Here is a 17,088-nt window from a genome sequence, read left to right on the forward strand (position 1 = left end):
AAGCGTATAAGCAGTTAAATTTATTATAAAAACAGGCTAATTAGAATGATTAGATCAATATTTACAATGCTTTTGTTACTCTTAATAACTGGCTGCGCATCGCAATACCCTAATCAGCAAGTTGTCGGAAAGCAATTTCCAACGATTACTGGCGAAAGCTTAGAGAATAAAGAATTTGTTATTCCGAGTGATTTTAACACTGAAAAAACCTTGCTGCTTATAGGCTATAAACAAGATAGCCAGTTTGATATTGATCGCTGGTTAATCGGTTTAGATATGGCCGGTGTAACACTCCCTACCTATGAGTTACCTACCATTGCCGGCATGACACCGCGAATGTTTAGCACGTTTATTGATAATGGTATGCGCAAAGGGATTCCTAAAGAGTTATGGGGTGGTGTTATTACTATTTATAAAGACGGTGAAGCGGTGCAAAAGTTTACTGGTAACCAAAGCCCTAACAATTCGCGCGTTATTCTTATAGATAGCACAGGGAAAATATTATATTTTTACGACCGTGGTTTCTCTGTTGATGCGCTCAATAAATTAAAGGCAAAAATATAACGTTTTAAAGTGTGGTCGTTATTTATGGAAAATTTAAATAACGGCTCAGTATAATTTTTCAGTACTGAGTATTGAGATAAAGCTAATAGGTAATGCTCAACAGATCAGAGCAGTATAATATATGAGGTATAGTATAAATTAATTTTTAAGCTATTGTTATTTATATGTATTATTTTTTCGCTGCTTTTTCTCTTTATTCTTAATACTAAAATCGCATTGTAAACCTCGGATATTTTAGTTAATCTAGTATCAAAGTTTCAAGGATGAAATCTATGCTAAAACCGCACACCGTATTTGTTAAAACCACCTTTCAATCTTCTTTTCACTGTGAAAGTTACACAATTATATTAAAAACTATGCAGGCTATTTTTGGTGATATAAAAATGGATGATGCGTTGCCTAAACCTGACGCGCGCGACAAGTTTGATTTATATTTAATTGATGGTGCTAAAAATAACTGGCTTGATTTATTACCTGCTGATTTACTTTGTTTAGCAAAAAAGCATAAGGTTGTTTTATTTAATGTTGAGCAAGAGGCTGTTTGCGAAAAAAACTTACTATTAAATCATGTTAATGGTGTTTTTTATAAATCGGATGCGCCAGAAGTTATTTTTAAGGGGTTAGTTAGGGTCACATCCGATGAACTGTGGTTTACCCGAAAAGTAATTTCTAAAGCATTTAGTGATATTTTATTAGTTGCCTCTTCTTTTAACTCTTTAAAAGACGATATTACATTAAAGCAAGACGATTATGCTCACCTGACCAAACGCGAAAAGTCGGTTATTCATTTAATTGCTCAAGGCGCGAGTAATAATACGATCGCGGATAAACTTAATATAAGTGATCACACAGTAAAAACTCATTTGTATAGTGCCTTCAAAAAAACAAATTCACGAAATAGAGTAGAGCTTGCAAACTGGGCCCAGCGTTATGTAGCGGTATTATTACCTATGAGTAAGTAGCTTATTGCGGCTAAATAACAACATAAACCATATAAAAAGGCTACGTAATGTAGTCCTTTTTAGTTTTTTAAAATAAAATATTAAGCTGCTTTTTGAGCCCATAAGCCTTTATCAATGCCCTTTGTAACTAGGTCGGTCAGTGCTTTTTCTATTGCTTGAGTAACACATATACTCATGGGTTCGTTGTCGCTAAAGCCACCTTCAGCTTCGGCAAGGCGCTTGTAGCTTACATATCTAAAAAAGCCTGCTCTCATTTCTTGGCTTAGTACTTTTTTGCTGGTGGCAACGCTCAATAGCACTTGGCCTGTTCGTACGTCTACGGCGCGTAAATATATTGAAATAGCATCTTCTCTATAAAGCTCAGAGGCGCCAATACCAAAGTACTCCATCCCTAAACCACCGGTTTTTACGTTGGTATCGTAGCTAATAATACCGCCTTCTAAAATTATTTTAGCGGTGGTTAATGGAGGAAGTTCAACACTGTTTGGGTTTTCTGATTGGGCTGCCCGAATAATTTTTCTTTCCGTTAATATATTTTGCAGACCTTCTCGTTCAACCGGTGTAAACCAGTCTGATTCATGAAGCGCTTGTACTAAAATAGAATTAGCGCCTTGTGTTACGGCAGTAGAAAAGGAGCTTACATTTGTTTGGGGTTTGTATTGACCTGTTTGATCTCTAAATGAGTAAACTGAAACCGGTATACTGCCTGCTGGCTTTGGTAAGTTTTTTAGATCGCTGAATATTTCTGTTGGCTCAAGGCTCATTGCATTTTGTTGTGACGGTGGAATTAATTTGCCTAATGTTGAGCAACCGCTTAGCAGTAATAGTATTGCTATTGTTATTATTTTTTTCATTATCCAAACCTCGGTACTTCAATAATCACGACGGTGTCATCAATAATATTTGTTATTTTGACTGTAATGGTATCAGCGGTGCTGGTGATGACTTCAATTTGATAATCGCCACTCATAAAAATTGAGTCTTGGTCAAAAATACTGTCTTCTATATCTTCCCCAAAGGCCATGTCTGTTATTTCACGTACCATACGGTTTAAATAAGTACGTTCAAGTGAGTCCTGAAATTGTTCAGCATAGCCTTTTTCGATTGAAGGCGCTTTATGCTTATTTTGGGCTTGTGCTTTACTCAATAGCATATTGGCATTAAGTGGGTTACCGCCAAAACTTGGGTTTATTGGGGTATAAACCATTTCAGTTGCTGATGCGCAAAAGGATAATGTTGTTATTATTGTAAATATTATTTTTTTCATTTTACCATCCATTTAAAGCCATATCTTTAGAAGATGTAGCCATGTTTGAGCGAGCCATTGCATCAATAACCGTATAGACCGCTTGTTCAACGCGTGCATCTAATGGCTCTAATCTGCGCCCTAAATAGGTTGCATATATAGTTTGATTGTTCATCACTAAGGTAAGCTTTGTTCCAGCTTTAGGTATTACTGTTTCTTTGATTTCAATGTTAAAACCAGCCGTTGAAGGTAAGTCTCGCCAGTAATTTGAAAATTCATAGTAGAATTGATGCCCAAATCGGCTAATGCTTCTATCAAGTAACAGCCCATCAATTTCAAGTTCATCTGCAGCAACACCTGGAGGGGCCAAATACAAAGCGAGTAAGAGCAGGAGAGTGATTTTTTTATTTATTTTCATAGTTTAAAATAGGGGAGTTGAAGCTCCCCTTCATTGTTATTAATTACATTTGTGTAATTGTGGCTGTATTACCGTCGCCAATTTGAGTAACCGTTACAGTACTATTAACACCAATAACACCACCCTCAACAATGTTGTCATTACCAAGTTGAGTTACATTGAATGTAACGTTTTCACCACCTACTAAAAACGGTGATTGCTCAGTACCAACAACCCAGTTATTTTCACCTTCTTGAGAAATATCTATGCTGTGGCCACTGCCTTCAACCATCATATCGATAAGGTTAAAGTCGCCATTTTGCGCAATATCAATTTGGTTAAAGTTACTATCAAGAATACCTGCAAGTGTAACCATGGTTTCATTTTGCAAGCCATCTTGTGTAATTTCGATGTCGTTTTCATTAGATGTAAGTGAAACGTCAGGGTAAGATGATTCAACAACGGCGATGTTTTCTTCACCAAGTTGGGTAAGGTTTACATCATTTCCTAGGCCATTAAAGTTTACTAAATGAGCTGAGTTAACATCGCCAAATTGGCTAATTGTAAATTCATTATCTGAGCCTAATACGCCCATGTATGCTTCATTTTCGCTACCATTTTGAATGGCTGTAAGTTCGTTGTCGTTACCAATTAACTCAGCAGTTGTTGTATTAAAGTCACCATTTTGCATCGCCATTACTTCGTTGTTTTCGCCTTCAAATAAAGCTGAATCAACATTATTAGCTAAGCCTTCTTGGTCTATACCTACTTCGTTATCATTACCTACAATAGCTGTGAAATTAACGGTGTTGTCTGCACCTTCTTGCTCAACACCAAACTCATTATTGTCACCGTAAAGCTCTGTAAGTGTTACAGCATTTTGGTCGCCAACTTGCTCAATGTCTAACTCGTTATCGTTACCTTGTAGCGAGGTCACTCTGAACGTATTATAAAAGCCGTCTTGCTCTACCATTACTGCATTATCGTCGCCTGTAGCGCTTGTAATTACAGCTTCATGCCATTCACCAGTTTGTAATGCACTTAGCTCATTGCCACTGCCTTGCATGTCCATGTTGTAAAACCAATGACCACCTGTACCTTGTTCAATATCAACAATGTTGTCATCACCCACAATAGAGTTAATTGCTTCATTGTTAAAAAATAAACCTTCGCCCTCTTGTGAAACATAAAGCTGATTATTGTTGCCGGTGACTGTAGTTAAAGCACCATTGTACAAACCGTCCTGAGAGTATATTTGTACGTTGTTATCGCCAACGGTGGTTACTTCTACAAAGTTACCTGTTTGGAATTGCGATACCTCGGTCGTGTTGTCATTACCAATGGTGGTAACCTGCATTGCATTGCCATCACCATCTTGCAGCAGTAATGCTGTGTTACCTACTTGGGTTTGCGCAAGTACCATTGAATTGCTCGTGCTTTGCACAGACACTTTTGTGCTTAAATCAGATACTGAGCCAGATTTAGTTGCTGTATCTGCAAAGGTAGAGAAGCTTGTGCCCATTGCAATTGCCACTGCACAGCTTAAAAGTGATTTATTTAACTTCATTATTTTCTCCTTGAAATAAAAATACCGAATGCCCTACGTTATTTTGTTTATATAGAGTATTCGCGTTTCCAGCATGCCGTGCCGGTATAAAGTTGTGATCTAAATGTTATTCAATGTTGTGTTGCGTTTTTTAAATGCACATTCACTGTATTCTTGAATTGTTAATTCTTAAATCATCTTTTTTTACCAATTTTTTTATTGTTTTAATACAATTGGTTATGGTGCTTATATTTTTATTCTCACTGTTTTAATTAAAAAACCAGTAAAAATTGTTGATCTATTTAAGTGTCCGATTATAAGAATTTGGCTCATAAAAAAGACTGCTTTTAGTTGTTTTTTTAGTTGCGCTACTGGTCAAAAATGTTGATTTTTTATTGTTTCCAATTTAAAGACTTGAGTAATTTTTGATTTGTTAGTTTGCTGGGTACATGCCATGTGATCTTTCTTATTCGATGTTGTCAGTAAACTTGCTTAAATTTTTAAGCTTAATCAACTATGGATAGAACAATGAAAACAAAATTATCTATTATTACACTTGCGCTTGTTCCTTGTTTAGCTGCTGCGCAACTACCAGAAACAAGTATTAAGCAATCAGTAACTGCAAGCAGTGATTCGCTTATTGTTAAATACAAAAAAATAGTGTCAGCTAAAATGCGTAAGCAAGCTCGCTCGTTAGTAAGAGCCAAAATCTCTGACATGAACAGCGATGAGGTTGATGATAACTATAAGTCTTTACTTTCAGGCCGCTTAGCTAAATTTAAAGTAACGGGTATGAGTACTAAAGAGGCGATTAAACGCCTTAAAACTCATCAGGCTATTGAGTATGTTGAGCCAGACTACCGTGTAAGCATTGCCACTACGCCAAATGATCCGCGTTTTGGTGACCTGTGGGGTTTAAATAACGAGGGTCAAACCGGTGGTGTAGCTGACGCCGATATTGATGCACCTGAAGCATGGTCAATTTCTACGGGTAGTAGAGATGTGGTTGTTGGTGTAATTGATACCGGTGTTGATTATAGTCACCCCGATCTTTTAGCAAATGCTTGGGTTAACCCTGGTGAGATTGCTGGCGATGGAATTGATAACGACGGTAACGGTTATGTTGATGATGTTCATGGCATCAATGCAATTACTAACTCAGGCAACCCAATGGACGATCAAGGGCATGGTACGCATGTTTCAGGAACCATTGGTGCAAGTGGCAACAATAACGAAGGTATTGTGGGTGTAAACCATGATGTATCTATCGCTGGTTGTAAATTTTTAGATGCTTCAGGTAGTGGTTCAACGTCTGATGCCATTAAATGTATTGACTACATGGTTGGTCTTAAAAACTCAGGTGTTAACCTTCGCGTACTAAATAATAGTTGGGGTGGAGGCGGTTATAGCCAAGCTTTAGCCGATGCAATAACGGCCAGTGAAGATGCAGACATTTTATTCGTAGCAGCAGCAGGGAATGACGCAGTAGATAACGATGTAAACCCGCACTACCCATCTAACTACGAAAACGACAGCGTGCTATCAATTGCAAGTACAGATAGCAGTGATAACATGTCTGGTTTTTCACAGTGGGGCCTAGAAAGTGTTGATATGGGCGCGCCGGGTAGCGCTATTCTTTCAACTATTCCAGGTGGCGGTTACGCTAGTTATTCTGGCACTTCAATGGCAACTCCACATGTTGCAGGTGTGGCTGCTCTTGTTCTTTCAGTAAACCCTGATTTAACAGCCGTAGAGTTAAAAGAGTTATTAATGAGCAGCGGCGATGCTAATACTGCTTTAACAGGTAAAACAGTTGCAGGTACGCGTTTAAATGCAAACCAGGCATTATTAGATGCTGACCCTACACCTGGCTTTAAATTATCGGTTACTCCTACAACTCAGCAAGCAACTGTTGGCGACACGGTTACCTACATGTTTGAAATTGGTTCGATTGCGCAGTGGGATGGCGATGTAGCGCTTTCTCTTAGCGCTGGTTTAGAGGGGGCAACATTAAGTGCTTCTACGGCACGTCCAGGTGATGAAGTTGTGTTAACTGTAAATACGTTTGATGACACGCCTTGGGGTAATTATGATTTTACTGTTGAGGCAAGTACAGATCAGCAGTTAAAAACACAAACTGTGTCATTAATGCTACAGCCTGCGGGCTTAAACGATTTTACATATAGCAGTGATGAAAACGTATCTATTCCAGATAACGATCCACAAGGTGCAAGCTCTGTAATTACCGTTGCTGATGATTTAACTCTTTTTGGCACTTCTGCCGATGTAAACATTACACATACTTGGTCTGGTGACTTGGTACTGACGCTAACATCAGCTCAAGGCTCTGAAGTTACGTTACAAAGTAACCAAGGTGGCAGTGACGACGATATTGTTAAAACATTTACATCAAGCGCATTTAACGGTGAAGTTGCGACAGGCGATTGGACATTAAGCGTTGTAGATACAGCTGGCTTAGACACGGGTAATATTAATGGTTGGTCCCTTACTTTTAGTGCTATTGGAGAGGTTACTCCTCAGCCACCACAAGCTAACTTTAACGCTGAAATAGAAGGCTTAACGGCCATGTTTACAGATTCAAGCACTGATGCTAATAACGATATTACACAGTGGAGCTGGAACTTTGGTGATGGTGCAACATCGTCTGATCAAAACCCAACTCATGTGTATGCCGGCTCTGGCAGCTACAACGTTGAACTAACCGTAACAGACAGCGAAGGTAATACGAGTACGTATATGCAAACGGTTGTTGTTAGTGATGTAGATATTGAGCTTACATTAAAACGCGCTAATAAATCACGCTTGGGTACTATGCGTGTAGATCTTAGCTGGGGCACAGTAGGAGCTGAATCAATGAACGTTTACCGTAATGGTGAGCTAATTGATACTACGTCGGATAACGGCCGCTACCGTGATTACGAGCGTGGTGCTTCACTTTCTAGCTACGATTACCAATTATGTGTTTCTGATAACGTATGTTCTAACATCGTAACAGTAACATTTAATTAAGTAACACCCCCTTAGAGTAACAAAAGCCCAGCTAAGCTGGGCTTTTTATGTTTTACAATGCCATTATTTTAGAAGCGCCGTCATAATTATAATTGTTTGTATGGATGGGTTTTAAGCCAATGCTCCGCAATTTGCTCGCGCGTGGCAAACCAAACTTGTTCATGCGAGCGGGCATATTTTAAAAACCGTGCGAGGGCTTTAATGCGCCCAGGGCGGCCAATTAAGCGGCAATGCAGCCCTATCGACATCATTTTTGGGGTGTTTTCAGCTTGTGGGTCGCCTTCTGCATAAAGCGTATCGAATGCATCTTTTAAATAATTATAAAACTGATCGCCGGCATTAAAACCTTGCACTGCAGCAAAGCGCATGTCATTTACATCAAGCGTGTAGGGCACTATTAGCTGTGGTTTTCCTTCTTTAATACTGTAAAAGGGTAAATCGTCGCTGTAGTCATCGGCATCATATAAAAAAGTGCCATTTTCTACCACAAGGGCTGCAGTATTTGGGCTTGTGCGTCCGGTGTACCAGCCTTTAGGCTTTTTACCGGTAAGTGCTTGAATGATCTCAATGGCTTTTTGCATGTGCTCGCGCTCGGTTTGCTTATCTATATGTTGATAATTAATCCAGCGCAGGCCGTGGCTTGCAATTTCGTGCCCTGCCTCTATAAACGCTTTAGCTACATCGGGATGGCGCTCAAGGGCCATTGCGACTGCAAAAATGGTGACCGGTATATCGTATTTTTTAAAGAGTTTAAGTAAGCGCCACACGCCTGCGCGCGAGCCATATTCGTAAATAGACTCCATGCTTATGTGGCGGTCTTCTACATGCGGAGCACTGACTATTTCAGACAAGAATGTTTCGGCCGCTGCATCACCGTGTAATACACAGTTTTCGCCGCCTTCTTCGTAATTTAATACCACTTGTACGGCTATGCGGGCTTTATTGGGCCAATTTGCATGGGGCACCTGTGAGCCATAACCAATTAAATCGCGCGGGTAGTGTTTAAATTGCTCGCTCATGTTATTGCTCCTTTTTAAGCGCTGTGAGCCAAGAGCCTAGCGTTTCGCGCTCTGTATCAGTCATTTTGGTCATATTTGCCAATGGCATGTCTTTGGTTATAACTGCGCGGGTATGAATAAGCGTGCTGGCTTTTTTTACATCATTGATAGAGTCGAGCTTAAAGCCAAGCGGCGCTGTTTGAAAAAGCTCAGAGGTGGGTGTTTCACTGTGGCACTGTGTACAGTGCTTGCTGATTATATCCCACACTTGAGTGTCGGTAATGCTCGCTTGTAAAGGTGCGTTTTCGTCTGCATTTGTTGGGCTGCTAGGCCAAGGCGCTATGGCAAGCATTAAGGCAAAAAAGGCGGCAATACCACTTATAAGTACCGAGGGTTTATTAACGCCTTGGTGCTTTAAGTTAAAGTAATGGCGTATCCACATGCCAATGCCAAATAGCGCAATTAATATAAGCCAGCCAAAGCTGTGGCTGTAGGTATATGGAAAGTGGTTGCTCAGCATAATAAATACCACAGGTAACGTGGCGTAGTTATTATGAATAGAGCACAGCTTTGCTTTTAAACCCGGTGCTGAATCAGGAATGCGGCCAGCTTCTACTTCGCTTACCATGTAGCGTTGCCCTGGCATAATAATGTGGTACACATTGCCAACCATACACGTACCAATAAGCGCACCTACATGAATATACACCGCGCGGTCACTAAATAGCTGGTCAACCCCGTAGGTCCAAAGGGCCAATATGCAAATGACCACAGCAATAAACGCTTTACCGTTTTCAACAAGCCGGGTTTTACACAATAATCGATAAACACCATACCCTAAGCCAATAAAGCCAAGCGATGCGCCAATAGCGGCAAATTTACTTAGTTCACTTTTACTGTTATCGATTAGGTAAACATCGGCGCCAACATAATAAAGTAGGCTAAATAATAAAATACCGGTGATCCACGTTGTGTAGGCTTCCCACTTAAACCAGTGCAGGGTGTGCGGCATTTTTTCAGGGCCATTTTGATACTTAGCAACTTCGTAAAAGCCACCGCCGTGCACGGCCCATAAATCGCCTTTTATACCTTTGTCTTGTTTCCACTGGGGTGGTGTTTGTAAGTTATTATCAAGCCACGCAAAATAAAACGACGCTCCAATCCACGCTATACCTGCAATTACATGAAAATAACGCAGTACTAAATGAGCAAGCTCAAATAAATAATTTTCCATTGGCTAAGCCTCTTCTAATTGCGGTGTCTGGGTGGCTGTAAATTGTTTTTTATCATCGCGCTTATACACGCTTTTACCCATGATGTAGGTTTGTTCAATGCAGCGGTCGTCGCCTAGCATCATCATGGCAAAGAGTTGCTCGTGCAGGGTTTTTGCATGGCCAATTCTGAATTTTAAAAACGAGGTGGCGGCGTAATCCATTACAATACAGTCAGCCTCGCAACCTACTGCAAAATTACCTATGGTGCCCTCTAAATCAAGGGCTCGCGCACCGCCAAGAGTTGCTAAGTATAGGCCCTTAAAAGCTGAGAATTTTTGACCTTGAAGCTGTTGAATTTTGTACGCTTCATTGCCTGTTTGCAGCATCGAGAAACTTGTGCCTGCGCCTACATCTGTACCCATGCCTACGTTAATACCGTGCTCTTCACAGGCCTTTAAGTTTAATAAGCCAGAGCCTAAAAATAAGTTAGAGGTAGGGCAGTGAGAAATAGCCGCGTTGTTATCGGCAAGGCAGCAAAGCTCGCGCTCAGATAAATGAATACTATGAGCAAATACAGAGCGTTTACGCACCATTTTAGCTTGCTCGTAAACACTTAAGTAGTCACCAGCTTCTGGGAATAACCCTTTTACCCATTCACACTCGTCTTTGTTTTCAGATAAGTGCGTATGCAGGTACGTGTCGGGGTATTCTTCTAATAATTGAGTACATTTTTGTAGTTGCTCAGGGGTAGATGTAGGTGCAAAACGAGGGGTTACCGCATAGCTCAACCTATCAACATTGTGCCATTTTTTTATTAATGCTTTTGATTGATCGTAACTGGTTTTCGCGCAATCTGATAAATCGTCAGGACAATTACGGTCCATCATGACCTTACCGGCAATCATACGTAAATTACGTTTTTGAGACTCGTTAAAAAACGCATCAACCGATTGTGGATGCACCGTGCCAAATACCAATGCGGTGGTGGTGCCGTTACGTAATAACTCATCTAAAAAGCGGTTTGAAACCTCACTTGAGTACACTTCACTGGCAAACTTTTTTTCGGTTGGGAAGGCGTATTCGGTAAGCCAACTTAAAAGCTGCTCGCCATACGCGCCGACCATTTCGGTTTGCGGCAAATGTATGTGCGTGTCTATCATGCCGGGCATTACCAATTTGCCATCGTGGCGAATAAGAGTGGCTGATTTATCTAAGCTTGGCAGTATGTCTTGCTCGTAACCAAGGTTAACGACTTTGCCGTTTTGAATAACTAACGCGCCTTTTTCAAAATAGCGATGGGCGCTTTCGCCTGCTATGGCGGGGTCGTCAACAAAATCGAGTATGTTGGCACAAATTACGGTTAGTTTATTATTATTTTGCGTGCTCATAATTAGCTGCCTCTGTACGTTGAGTAGCCAAACGGGCTAAGCAATAACGGGATGTGATGGTGTTTTTGATCTTGTAATCTAAAGGTAATTTGGGCCTCTGGGTAAAACGCTGGGGTAGGTTGGTTTTTATAGTAACTATCTAAATCAAATACCAACTTATAGGTTGCAAATGCTACGTCTGTATTTAGCCAGTCGGTAATGCGCCCGTCGCTGTTTGTTTTACCTTGAGCAATTAATTGCCACTCGTTATTAGTGTGAACAAACAATTTTACTGTGACATTTTCAGCCGGCTTGCCTGTACTGGTATCGAGAATATGGGTAGTGATAGGGCTTTTATTCATACTTTTATTCATAGCAATGACTCCAATCTTATTTTTGTTATTTTGGCTTGTTCGCCCGCGGCAATTGTTAGCTCTTCTTCGCGGGTGTTGTCTACGCGCTGCTCTATTAGCTCAAGCATTTTCTCAGCACTTTTACCGCTGGCACACACAATAAAAATAAAGCCAAATTTACTGAGGTATTGTTTATTTAGCTCAATCATTTTTTTTAGGGTTTTGCTCGTTTGCTTTACTCATACCCGATTGTTCGTGCCCCGCTTTTTTTGCGGTAGCGGCGTACTTTTTACTTAATGTTGATAAATCGCCTATTTGCGGGTGGCCTTCAAAAGCGGCCAAATAATCGCTCTCACTTAGGCTATCCCATACGGTTTGCGCACTGTGAAAGAGGTGATCTTTATTTTCAAATGGCATGATATTTAGCATACCGCTTACCCAGTTAGGGGCGGCGCAGCAATGCTCTAATGCTTGATGCGCTTGCGCTGTATTTAGGTTATTAATTTTTAAGCTACTCATGCGCTTTCTTCCTCGTGCGTGGTGCTAATTAATGCATTTTTAAGTGCACGCCATTGCAAGCCTTGGCGTTTGGGCGCATGGGTTTGCATAGCCTGATAAAGGCCAATTAACTGCCCGCTAATTGATATTGCTACTTCCATTGGGAGCTTGCCCGTTACATTTTCAAGTCCAACAGGGCAGGTCATTTGCTTTATTTGCTCGATGGTAAAATTGCGATGAGCTAAGCGTTGTTTAAAGCGTTTTGCTTTGGTATCTGAGCCAATAACACCAAGCCAATTGGCATCAGCGCGTTTAATAATGGCTTGTGTGAGTGCAAAGTCGAGCTGGTGGTTATGGGTTAATATTAAGTAATTATTAGCCTTTGGTGCGCGTTTAACTTGCTCTGTTGGCTCTTCATCAACCACTTTTATTACGTTATTAGGAATAACCTGTGGGAATACATCGGCGCGGCTATCTATCCAACGTATACGCATAGGCAGCTGTGCCAATATACCAATAAGCGCCTGTGCTACATGGCCTGCGCCATAAATATCAAGGGTAAAGCGCTCGCATTGCATGCACTCAAGCATCACTGTGGCAGCTCCGCCGCAGCATTGGCCTAAATTTGCGCCTAGGTTAAATTGCTCTATCACTTGGGCTGCCTCGCCTTTAGCAAGTAGCTCGCGGGCTTTTTCTATTACTACGTATTCAAGGTGACCACCGCCAAGAGTGTCGTAAATATGCTCGCCGCTTATTACCATTTTAGAGCCTGTGCCACGGGGGGTTGAGCCATTGGTTCCCAGCACTGTCGCAATAACATAGTTAGTGCCGCTTTGTTCGTGCTCATTTATAGCCTGCGCCCAATTTTGAGTATGAAAACCCTGAAATGACTCATTTAAATTAGCCATGTTGCTGCTCCTTAAACCAGCTAGCGGTTTGCTCAATTGCATTAAGTACACGCTCAGGTGTAGCAGGTGTGTCAAGTGGGGCGGTGTATTTGTAATCGGCCACACTGCTTATGGCATTACGAATCGCACTCCACACACTAAAGGCCAACATAAACGGCGGCTCGCCAACTGCTTTTGACCTAAATACAGTGGTTTCTGGGTTGGCAGAGTTATATAAATTGACGTTAAATTCGGCAGGGGTATCGCCAATAGCCGGAATTTTATAGTTAGCTGGGCTAAAGCTTGCAAGCTGGCCTTTATCGTTCCATTGTAGGTCTTCGGTGGTAAGCCAGCCCATACCTTGCACAAAAGCCCCTTCAACTTGCCCTATATCAAGTGCTGGGTTTATTGAACTGCCCACATCGTGCAGAATATCAACACGGGTTACGGTATTTTCACCTGTCAGCGTATCTACCTCTACTTCACTCAGTGCTACGCCGTGCGCGTAGTAAAAAAACGGTCGGCCTTCGCCTTTCGCTCTATCGTAATGAATTTTAGGCGTGGCGTAATAACCGGTTGATGAAAGCGATATTCGATTCATGTAAGCAAGGTTTGCTAGTTCGCTAAAGCTAATTTCGCCTTTGCTAAAGGTAATGAGGTTATCTTTAAATACAATACTTTGGCTGTCTGCTTCAAAGTGCTCGCTTATAAAGTTTATTAAGCGCTCTTTTATTGTGTTTACTGCATTTAGTGCCGCCATACCGTTTAAGTCGGTACCGCTTGAAGCCGCGGTTGGCGAGGTGTTTGGTACTTTGTCGGTACGAGTAGCGCTTATGCTTACTGCGTCAAAATCAACGCCAAAGCCATGGGCTACAATTTGCGCTATTTTTGTATTAAGCCCTTGACCCATTTCGGTGCCGCCATGGTTTAAATGAATTGATCCATCGCTATAAACATGTACGAGTGCACCCGCCTGGTTTAAGTGCTGTACGGTAAACGATATACCGTATTTTACCGGCGTCATCGCAAGGCCTTTTTTGATAATGGGCGATGATGCATTAAAGGTTTTAATTGCCTTTTTTCGCGCCCAGTAATCACTCGACTCCTCAAGCTGGCTTATCATATCTTTTAAAATATGTTGCTCTACGGTTTGATGGTACGGTGTGGTGTCGCGGCCTTTTTTGTATAAATTAAGTTTTCGGATCTCAAGCGGATCTTTACCTAACTTAGCTGCAATGTCGTCCATTATTAGCTCGCCCATGATCATGCCTTGCGGGCCACCAAATCCTCTGAATGCGGTGTGGCTTACAGTATTAACTTTACAGCGATTACCTTTAATGGTGGCAGCTGGGTAGTAATAAGCGTTATCGGTATGAAACATGGCGCGGTCTACAATTGCATCCGATAAATCGGGCGAATAACCACAAAACCCATTTACGGTTACATCAGCGCCTTCAATTAGGCCATTTTCGTCAAACCCTACATGGTATTGATTATAAAATGGGTGGCGCTTACCGGTAAGTTTAAAGTCGTCGCTGCGGGCTAGGCGCATTTTAACGGCGCAGCCAAGGTGATAAACCGCAAGCGCTGCAAGGCAAGCCCACGGCGCGCCTTGAGTTTCTTTGCCGCCAAAAGCACCGCCCATTCGGCGGGTTTCTACGTTTACAAAGCTAAATGGCTTTTTTAAAATTTTAGCAACTAAGTTCTGCACCTCGGTTGGGTGCTGCGTAGAACATTGAACATGAATCCCGCCATCGTTGTCGGGCTGAGCGAGTGCTATTTGCCCCTCAAGGTAAAAGTGTTCTTGCCCGCCTATGTGTATTTCACCTTTAAGCTGGTGGGCTGCATTATTAATAGCATGTTCGCTATTACCGCGGTTGAGTGAATGAGGCGGCCTTACCCAGTGCTCTTTTTTTATGGCTTCTTTAATATCAAGTATGGGGGTGGTTTGCTCGCACTCTATAACCACTAAACGAGCAGCGCGGCGCGCCATTTCGTAGCTGTCGGCAACGACTACCAGCACAGGTTGCCCGTGGTATTGAATTTCATGATTGGTTAATAGCACATCACCTGGGAATATTGGGCCAATATCAAGCTTACCGGGTACATCATCAGCCGATAAAATACGCTTAACACCTGCCACTTCAAGCGCTTTGCTTGTATCAATTGATTTAATAAAGCCGCTGGTAATGGGCGCAAGTACAGGGTAGGCGTGTAAGCAGCCATGAGGCTCTGGGTTATCGTCGGCGTAGTTTGCATTGCCACATACTTGTTTTATTGCGCTTTCGTGGTACTTAGATTGGCCAACGCTTCCGCCTTGGGCTTTTAGTTTATCCATTTCAAAGTGACGCATGTGAGATCCTCGTAATGGCAATGTTGTTATTATTTTTACTGCTTGGCTGTGCACCACAAAACTCAATACCAATACGTTGTAGCAAGTTTTTGCTTACCGTAGTGCGATAATGTGCGCTGCTGCGTACATCGCTCATAGGGGCAAAGTCATCATTTATAGCGCTAGCGGCATCTATAAACGTGCTTACTTGTAAGGTCTGAGCATTAAGCTTTTGCTCTATGTGCGCGGCGCGTTTTGGTATTGCAGCCATACCGCCCATGGCGCAGCGGGCATTGCTAATTAAACCTTGTGCTTGCTCTATAGCCAGCACTAAACACACAGTAGATATATCATCTTCAAGGCGTTTTGAAATTTTATGACACGCAAGCTTTAACGACTCTGGGCGTTTAGGCACTGTAATTTTGCTAATTACTTCATCGCTTTTAATGATTGTTTTTTTGTAATCAACAAAGTAGTCGGCCACGTTTATAGTGCGTGTGCCTGCTGCGCTTAATAAATCCATAGTGGCATTAAGTGCAATTAATAATGGGGCTGGATCGCCAATAGGAGAGGCATTTCCTATGCTGCCACCTAAGGTGCCACTGTTACGTATTTGATTAGAGCCTAGGCGTTCAAACAGCTCTTTAGACTCAGGGTAGTAAGTGTAAAACGCTTCAACAAACTGGCTGTAAGGTAGTGCTGCACCAATATGTAGTTCGCCGTCGTTATCGCTTAATGTGCACAGCTCTTTAGCTTGGCTTAGGGATATTATTACATCGGGTAATAGCATATTTTGGCTAAGCTCAATGGCAAAGTCGGTGCCACCAGCAACCAAGTGTGCATGCGGATAACGCGCTTTAAGCTCAACAAGTTGCGCTGCACTTTGCGGTAAATAAAACGTACGAGGGCCATTTTTTAAGCAAGGAATATCATCACCTATATTTAGTGATGCCTTAAATTGTGCCGCCATGGCTGAGTAAGGCTCATTTTTACGCTTATAGCTGTAGGCTTTTTCAACTGCGAGTAAAATAGGGCTATAGCCAGTACAACGGCACAAGTTACCACCTAAAGCATGAATAGCAGCTTTTTTACCTGGATAACTCGGTTGATTAATATAAAGCGCCAACATGCTCATTATTATACCTGGGGTACAAAAACCGCATTGCGAACCATGGCACTCTACTAATGCGCGTTGTACTGGGTGTAAGTCATCAAGGGTTGGGTAAAGCCCCGTTGTTACAGCCTCTACGGTTACTATGTGTTTTGCGTGTGCATTGCCTAATAAAAGCAGACAGCTGTTCATAGTTTGGTAGTGCCAAACTGGGTTACCGTTTGAGTTTAGTTTTTCTTCGCCAACTAAAATTGTGCACGCGCCGCAATCGCCTGTAGCACACCCTTCTTTGGTGCCCATTTTCCCTTTTTTGGTGCGAAGCCAGTCCAAAATGGTGAGACTTGGCGAGCATTCTTGTTCTTCAATTGGCGTGTCATTTAACAGAAACTGAATCACACAGACCCCCTTAGCTTTTTAACACCCTGTTTTTAATAAGGTTTGTTGTTTGCTTTTTCGTATTGTTATTGCGCAAGTAAGAAAAAAGCTGTTTTATTATGATTAATACTTTGCAGTTAATATGCCATATCTGACCGATCGGTTAGCTTTTTTGTGTTTGGTTAATTTAACAAGCATTAAAAGCAAG

The 17,088-nt window shown here is 41.7% G+C and carries 16 protein-coding genes; 3 read left to right on the forward strand and 13 right to left on the reverse strand.

Annotation, left to right across the window (positions count from 1 at the left end; translation table 11 throughout):
• Nucleotides 1-45 precede the first annotated feature (45 nt).
• On the forward strand, nucleotides 46-564 hold the full coding sequence (locus tag P20480_RS12035; RefSeq protein ID WP_033025251.1) for a hypothetical protein: 519 nt from the start codon (nucleotides 46-48) through the stop codon (nucleotides 562-564).
• Between the two features lie 272 nt (nucleotides 565-836).
• Nucleotides 837-1,526 (forward strand): helix-turn-helix transcriptional regulator, encoded by a 690-nt coding sequence (locus P20480_RS12030; protein WP_008128493.1) that lies wholly within the window; start codon nucleotides 837-839, stop codon nucleotides 1,524-1,526.
• A gap of 80 nt (nucleotides 1,527-1,606) precedes the next feature.
• On the opposite strand, the gene P20480_RS12025 is transcribed toward P20480_RS12030, so the two are convergent.
• From P20480_RS12025 to P20480_RS12010, 4 genes are read right to left on the reverse strand one after another with little or no spacing between them, the layout of a single operon-like run.
• The gene (locus tag P20480_RS12025; RefSeq protein ID WP_006792598.1) at nucleotides 1,607-2,380 is read right to left on the reverse strand and encodes a CsgG/HfaB family protein; all 774 of its coding nucleotides are present in this window, start codon (nucleotides 2,378-2,380) and stop codon (nucleotides 1,607-1,609) included.
• The gene (locus tag P20480_RS12020; protein ID WP_006792599.1) at nucleotides 2,380-2,805 is read right to left on the reverse strand and encodes a curli assembly protein CsgF; all 426 of its coding nucleotides are present in this window, start codon (nucleotides 2,803-2,805) and stop codon (nucleotides 2,380-2,382) included. The genes P20480_RS12025 and P20480_RS12020 overlap by 1 nt, the downstream gene beginning before the upstream one ends.
• A complete protein-coding gene (locus P20480_RS12015; protein WP_006792600.1) occupies nucleotides 2,795-3,190 on the reverse strand; it encodes a curli production assembly/transport protein CsgE in 396 nt (131 codons plus the stop codon). The genes P20480_RS12020 and P20480_RS12015 overlap by 11 nt, the downstream gene beginning before the upstream one ends.
• A gap of 43 nt (nucleotides 3,191-3,233) precedes the next feature.
• Nucleotides 3,234-4,736 (reverse strand): curlin, encoded by a 1,503-nt coding sequence (locus P20480_RS12010; RefSeq protein ID WP_008128501.1) that lies wholly within the window; start codon nucleotides 4,734-4,736, stop codon nucleotides 3,234-3,236.
• 507 nt (nucleotides 4,737-5,243) lie between these two features.
• On the opposite strand from P20480_RS12010, the gene P20480_RS12005 reads away from it, so the two are divergent.
• Nucleotides 5,244-7,745 (forward strand): S8 family serine peptidase, encoded by a 2,502-nt coding sequence (locus P20480_RS12005; protein WP_008128503.1) that lies wholly within the window; start codon nucleotides 5,244-5,246, stop codon nucleotides 7,743-7,745.
• An 86-nt stretch (nucleotides 7,746-7,831) separates the two neighbouring features.
• On the opposite strand, the gene puuE is transcribed toward P20480_RS12005, so the two are convergent.
• The 9 genes from puuE to xdhA are packed head-to-tail and all read right to left on the reverse strand — an operon-like array spanning nucleotide 7,832 to nucleotide 16,901.
• On the reverse strand, nucleotides 7,832-8,764 hold the full coding sequence (gene puuE / locus P20480_RS12000) for an allantoinase PuuE (protein ID WP_008128506.1): 933 nt from the start codon (nucleotides 8,762-8,764) through the stop codon (nucleotides 7,832-7,834).
• 1 nt (nucleotide 8,765) lies between these two features.
• On the reverse strand, nucleotides 8,766-9,977 hold the full coding sequence (locus tag P20480_RS11995) for a urate hydroxylase PuuD (RefSeq protein WP_008128509.1): 1,212 nt from the start codon (nucleotides 9,975-9,977) through the stop codon (nucleotides 8,766-8,768).
• Nucleotides 9,978-9,980: 3 nt separating this feature from the next.
• A complete protein-coding gene (gene guaD / locus P20480_RS11990) occupies nucleotides 9,981-11,345 on the reverse strand; it encodes a guanine deaminase (protein WP_008128511.1) in 1,365 nt (454 codons plus the stop codon).
• Nucleotides 11,346-11,347: 2 nt separating this feature from the next.
• Complete coding sequence (uraH, locus tag P20480_RS11985; protein WP_008128513.1) at nucleotides 11,348-11,698, reverse strand: hydroxyisourate hydrolase; 351 nt, start codon at nucleotides 11,696-11,698, stop codon at nucleotides 11,348-11,350.
• A complete protein-coding gene (locus P20480_RS19790) occupies nucleotides 11,695-11,886 on the reverse strand; it encodes a 2-oxo-4-hydroxy-4-carboxy-5-ureidoimidazoline decarboxylase (protein ID WP_008128515.1) in 192 nt (63 codons plus the stop codon). Before P20480_RS19790 ends, uraH begins: the two co-directional genes overlap by 4 nt.
• The gene (locus P20480_RS19795; protein ID WP_008128517.1) at nucleotides 11,879-12,196 is read right to left on the reverse strand and encodes a 2-oxo-4-hydroxy-4-carboxy-5-ureidoimidazoline decarboxylase; all 318 of its coding nucleotides are present in this window, start codon (nucleotides 12,194-12,196) and stop codon (nucleotides 11,879-11,881) included. The genes P20480_RS19790 and P20480_RS19795 overlap by 8 nt, the downstream gene beginning before the upstream one ends.
• The gene (gene xdhC, locus P20480_RS11980) at nucleotides 12,193-13,083 is read right to left on the reverse strand and encodes a xanthine dehydrogenase accessory protein XdhC (RefSeq protein ID WP_008128519.1); all 891 of its coding nucleotides are present in this window, start codon (nucleotides 13,081-13,083) and stop codon (nucleotides 12,193-12,195) included. The genes P20480_RS19795 and xdhC overlap by 4 nt, the downstream gene beginning before the upstream one ends.
• A complete protein-coding gene (gene xdhB / locus P20480_RS11975; RefSeq protein ID WP_008128522.1) occupies nucleotides 13,076-15,415 on the reverse strand; it encodes a xanthine dehydrogenase molybdopterin binding subunit in 2,340 nt (779 codons plus the stop codon). Before xdhB ends, xdhC begins: the two co-directional genes overlap by 8 nt.
• Entirely contained in the window at nucleotides 15,402-16,901 is a 1,500-nt protein-coding gene (gene xdhA, locus P20480_RS11970; RefSeq protein WP_033025254.1) for a xanthine dehydrogenase small subunit, read from the reverse strand. Before xdhA ends, xdhB begins: the two co-directional genes overlap by 14 nt.
• Between the last annotated feature and the right edge of the window lie 187 nt (nucleotides 16,902-17,088).

Source organism: Pseudoalteromonas sp. BSi20480, from assembly GCF_000241365.1.
In the GTDB taxonomy this organism is placed as follows: Bacteria; Pseudomonadota; Gammaproteobacteria; order Enterobacterales; family Alteromonadaceae; genus Pseudoalteromonas; species Pseudoalteromonas marina.

What these genes read in the sequence shown, in the direction of transcription:
- P20480_RS12035 (WP_033025251.1), top strand. Translation starts at nt 46, where the DNA reads ATGATTAGATCAATATTTACAATGCTTTTGTTACTCTTAATAACTGGC.
- P20480_RS12030 (WP_008128493.1), top strand. Translation starts at nt 837, where the DNA reads ATGCTAAAACCGCACACCGTATTTGTTAAAACCACCTTTCAATCTTCT.
- P20480_RS12025 (WP_006792598.1), bottom strand. Translation starts at nt 2,380, where the DNA reads ATGAAAAAAATAATAACAATAGCAATACTATTACTGCTAAGCGGTTGC.
- P20480_RS12020 (WP_006792599.1), bottom strand. Translation starts at nt 2,805, where the DNA reads ATGGATGGTAAAATGAAAAAAATAATATTTACAATAATAACAACATTA.
- P20480_RS12015 (WP_006792600.1), bottom strand. Translation starts at nt 3,190, where the DNA reads ATGAAAATAAATAAAAAAATCACTCTCCTGCTCTTACTCGCTTTGTAT.
- P20480_RS12010 (WP_008128501.1), bottom strand. Translation starts at nt 4,736, where the DNA reads ATGAAGTTAAATAAATCACTTTTAAGCTGTGCAGTGGCAATTGCAATG.
- P20480_RS12005 (WP_008128503.1), top strand. Translation starts at nt 5,244, where the DNA reads ATGAAAACAAAATTATCTATTATTACACTTGCGCTTGTTCCTTGTTTA.
- puuE (WP_008128506.1), bottom strand. Translation starts at nt 8,764, where the DNA reads ATGAGCGAGCAATTTAAACACTACCCGCGCGATTTAATTGGTTATGGC.
- P20480_RS11995 (WP_008128509.1), bottom strand. Translation starts at nt 9,977, where the DNA reads ATGGAAAATTATTTATTTGAGCTTGCTCATTTAGTACTGCGTTATTTT.
- guaD (WP_008128511.1), bottom strand. Translation starts at nt 11,345, where the DNA reads ATGAGCACGCAAAATAATAATAAACTAACCGTAATTTGTGCCAACATA.
- uraH (WP_008128513.1), bottom strand. Translation starts at nt 11,698, where the DNA reads ATGAATAAAAGTATGAATAAAAGCCCTATCACTACCCATATTCTCGAT.
- P20480_RS19790 (WP_008128515.1), bottom strand. Translation starts at nt 11,886, where the DNA reads ATGATTGAGCTAAATAAACAATACCTCAGTAAATTTGGCTTTATTTTT.
- P20480_RS19795 (WP_008128517.1), bottom strand. Translation starts at nt 12,196, where the DNA reads ATGAGTAGCTTAAAAATTAATAACCTAAATACAGCGCAAGCGCATCAA.
- xdhC (WP_008128519.1), bottom strand. Translation starts at nt 13,083, where the DNA reads ATGGCTAATTTAAATGAGTCATTTCAGGGTTTTCATACTCAAAATTGG.
- xdhB (WP_008128522.1), bottom strand. Translation starts at nt 15,415, where the DNA reads ATGCGTCACTTTGAAATGGATAAACTAAAAGCCCAAGGCGGAAGCGTT.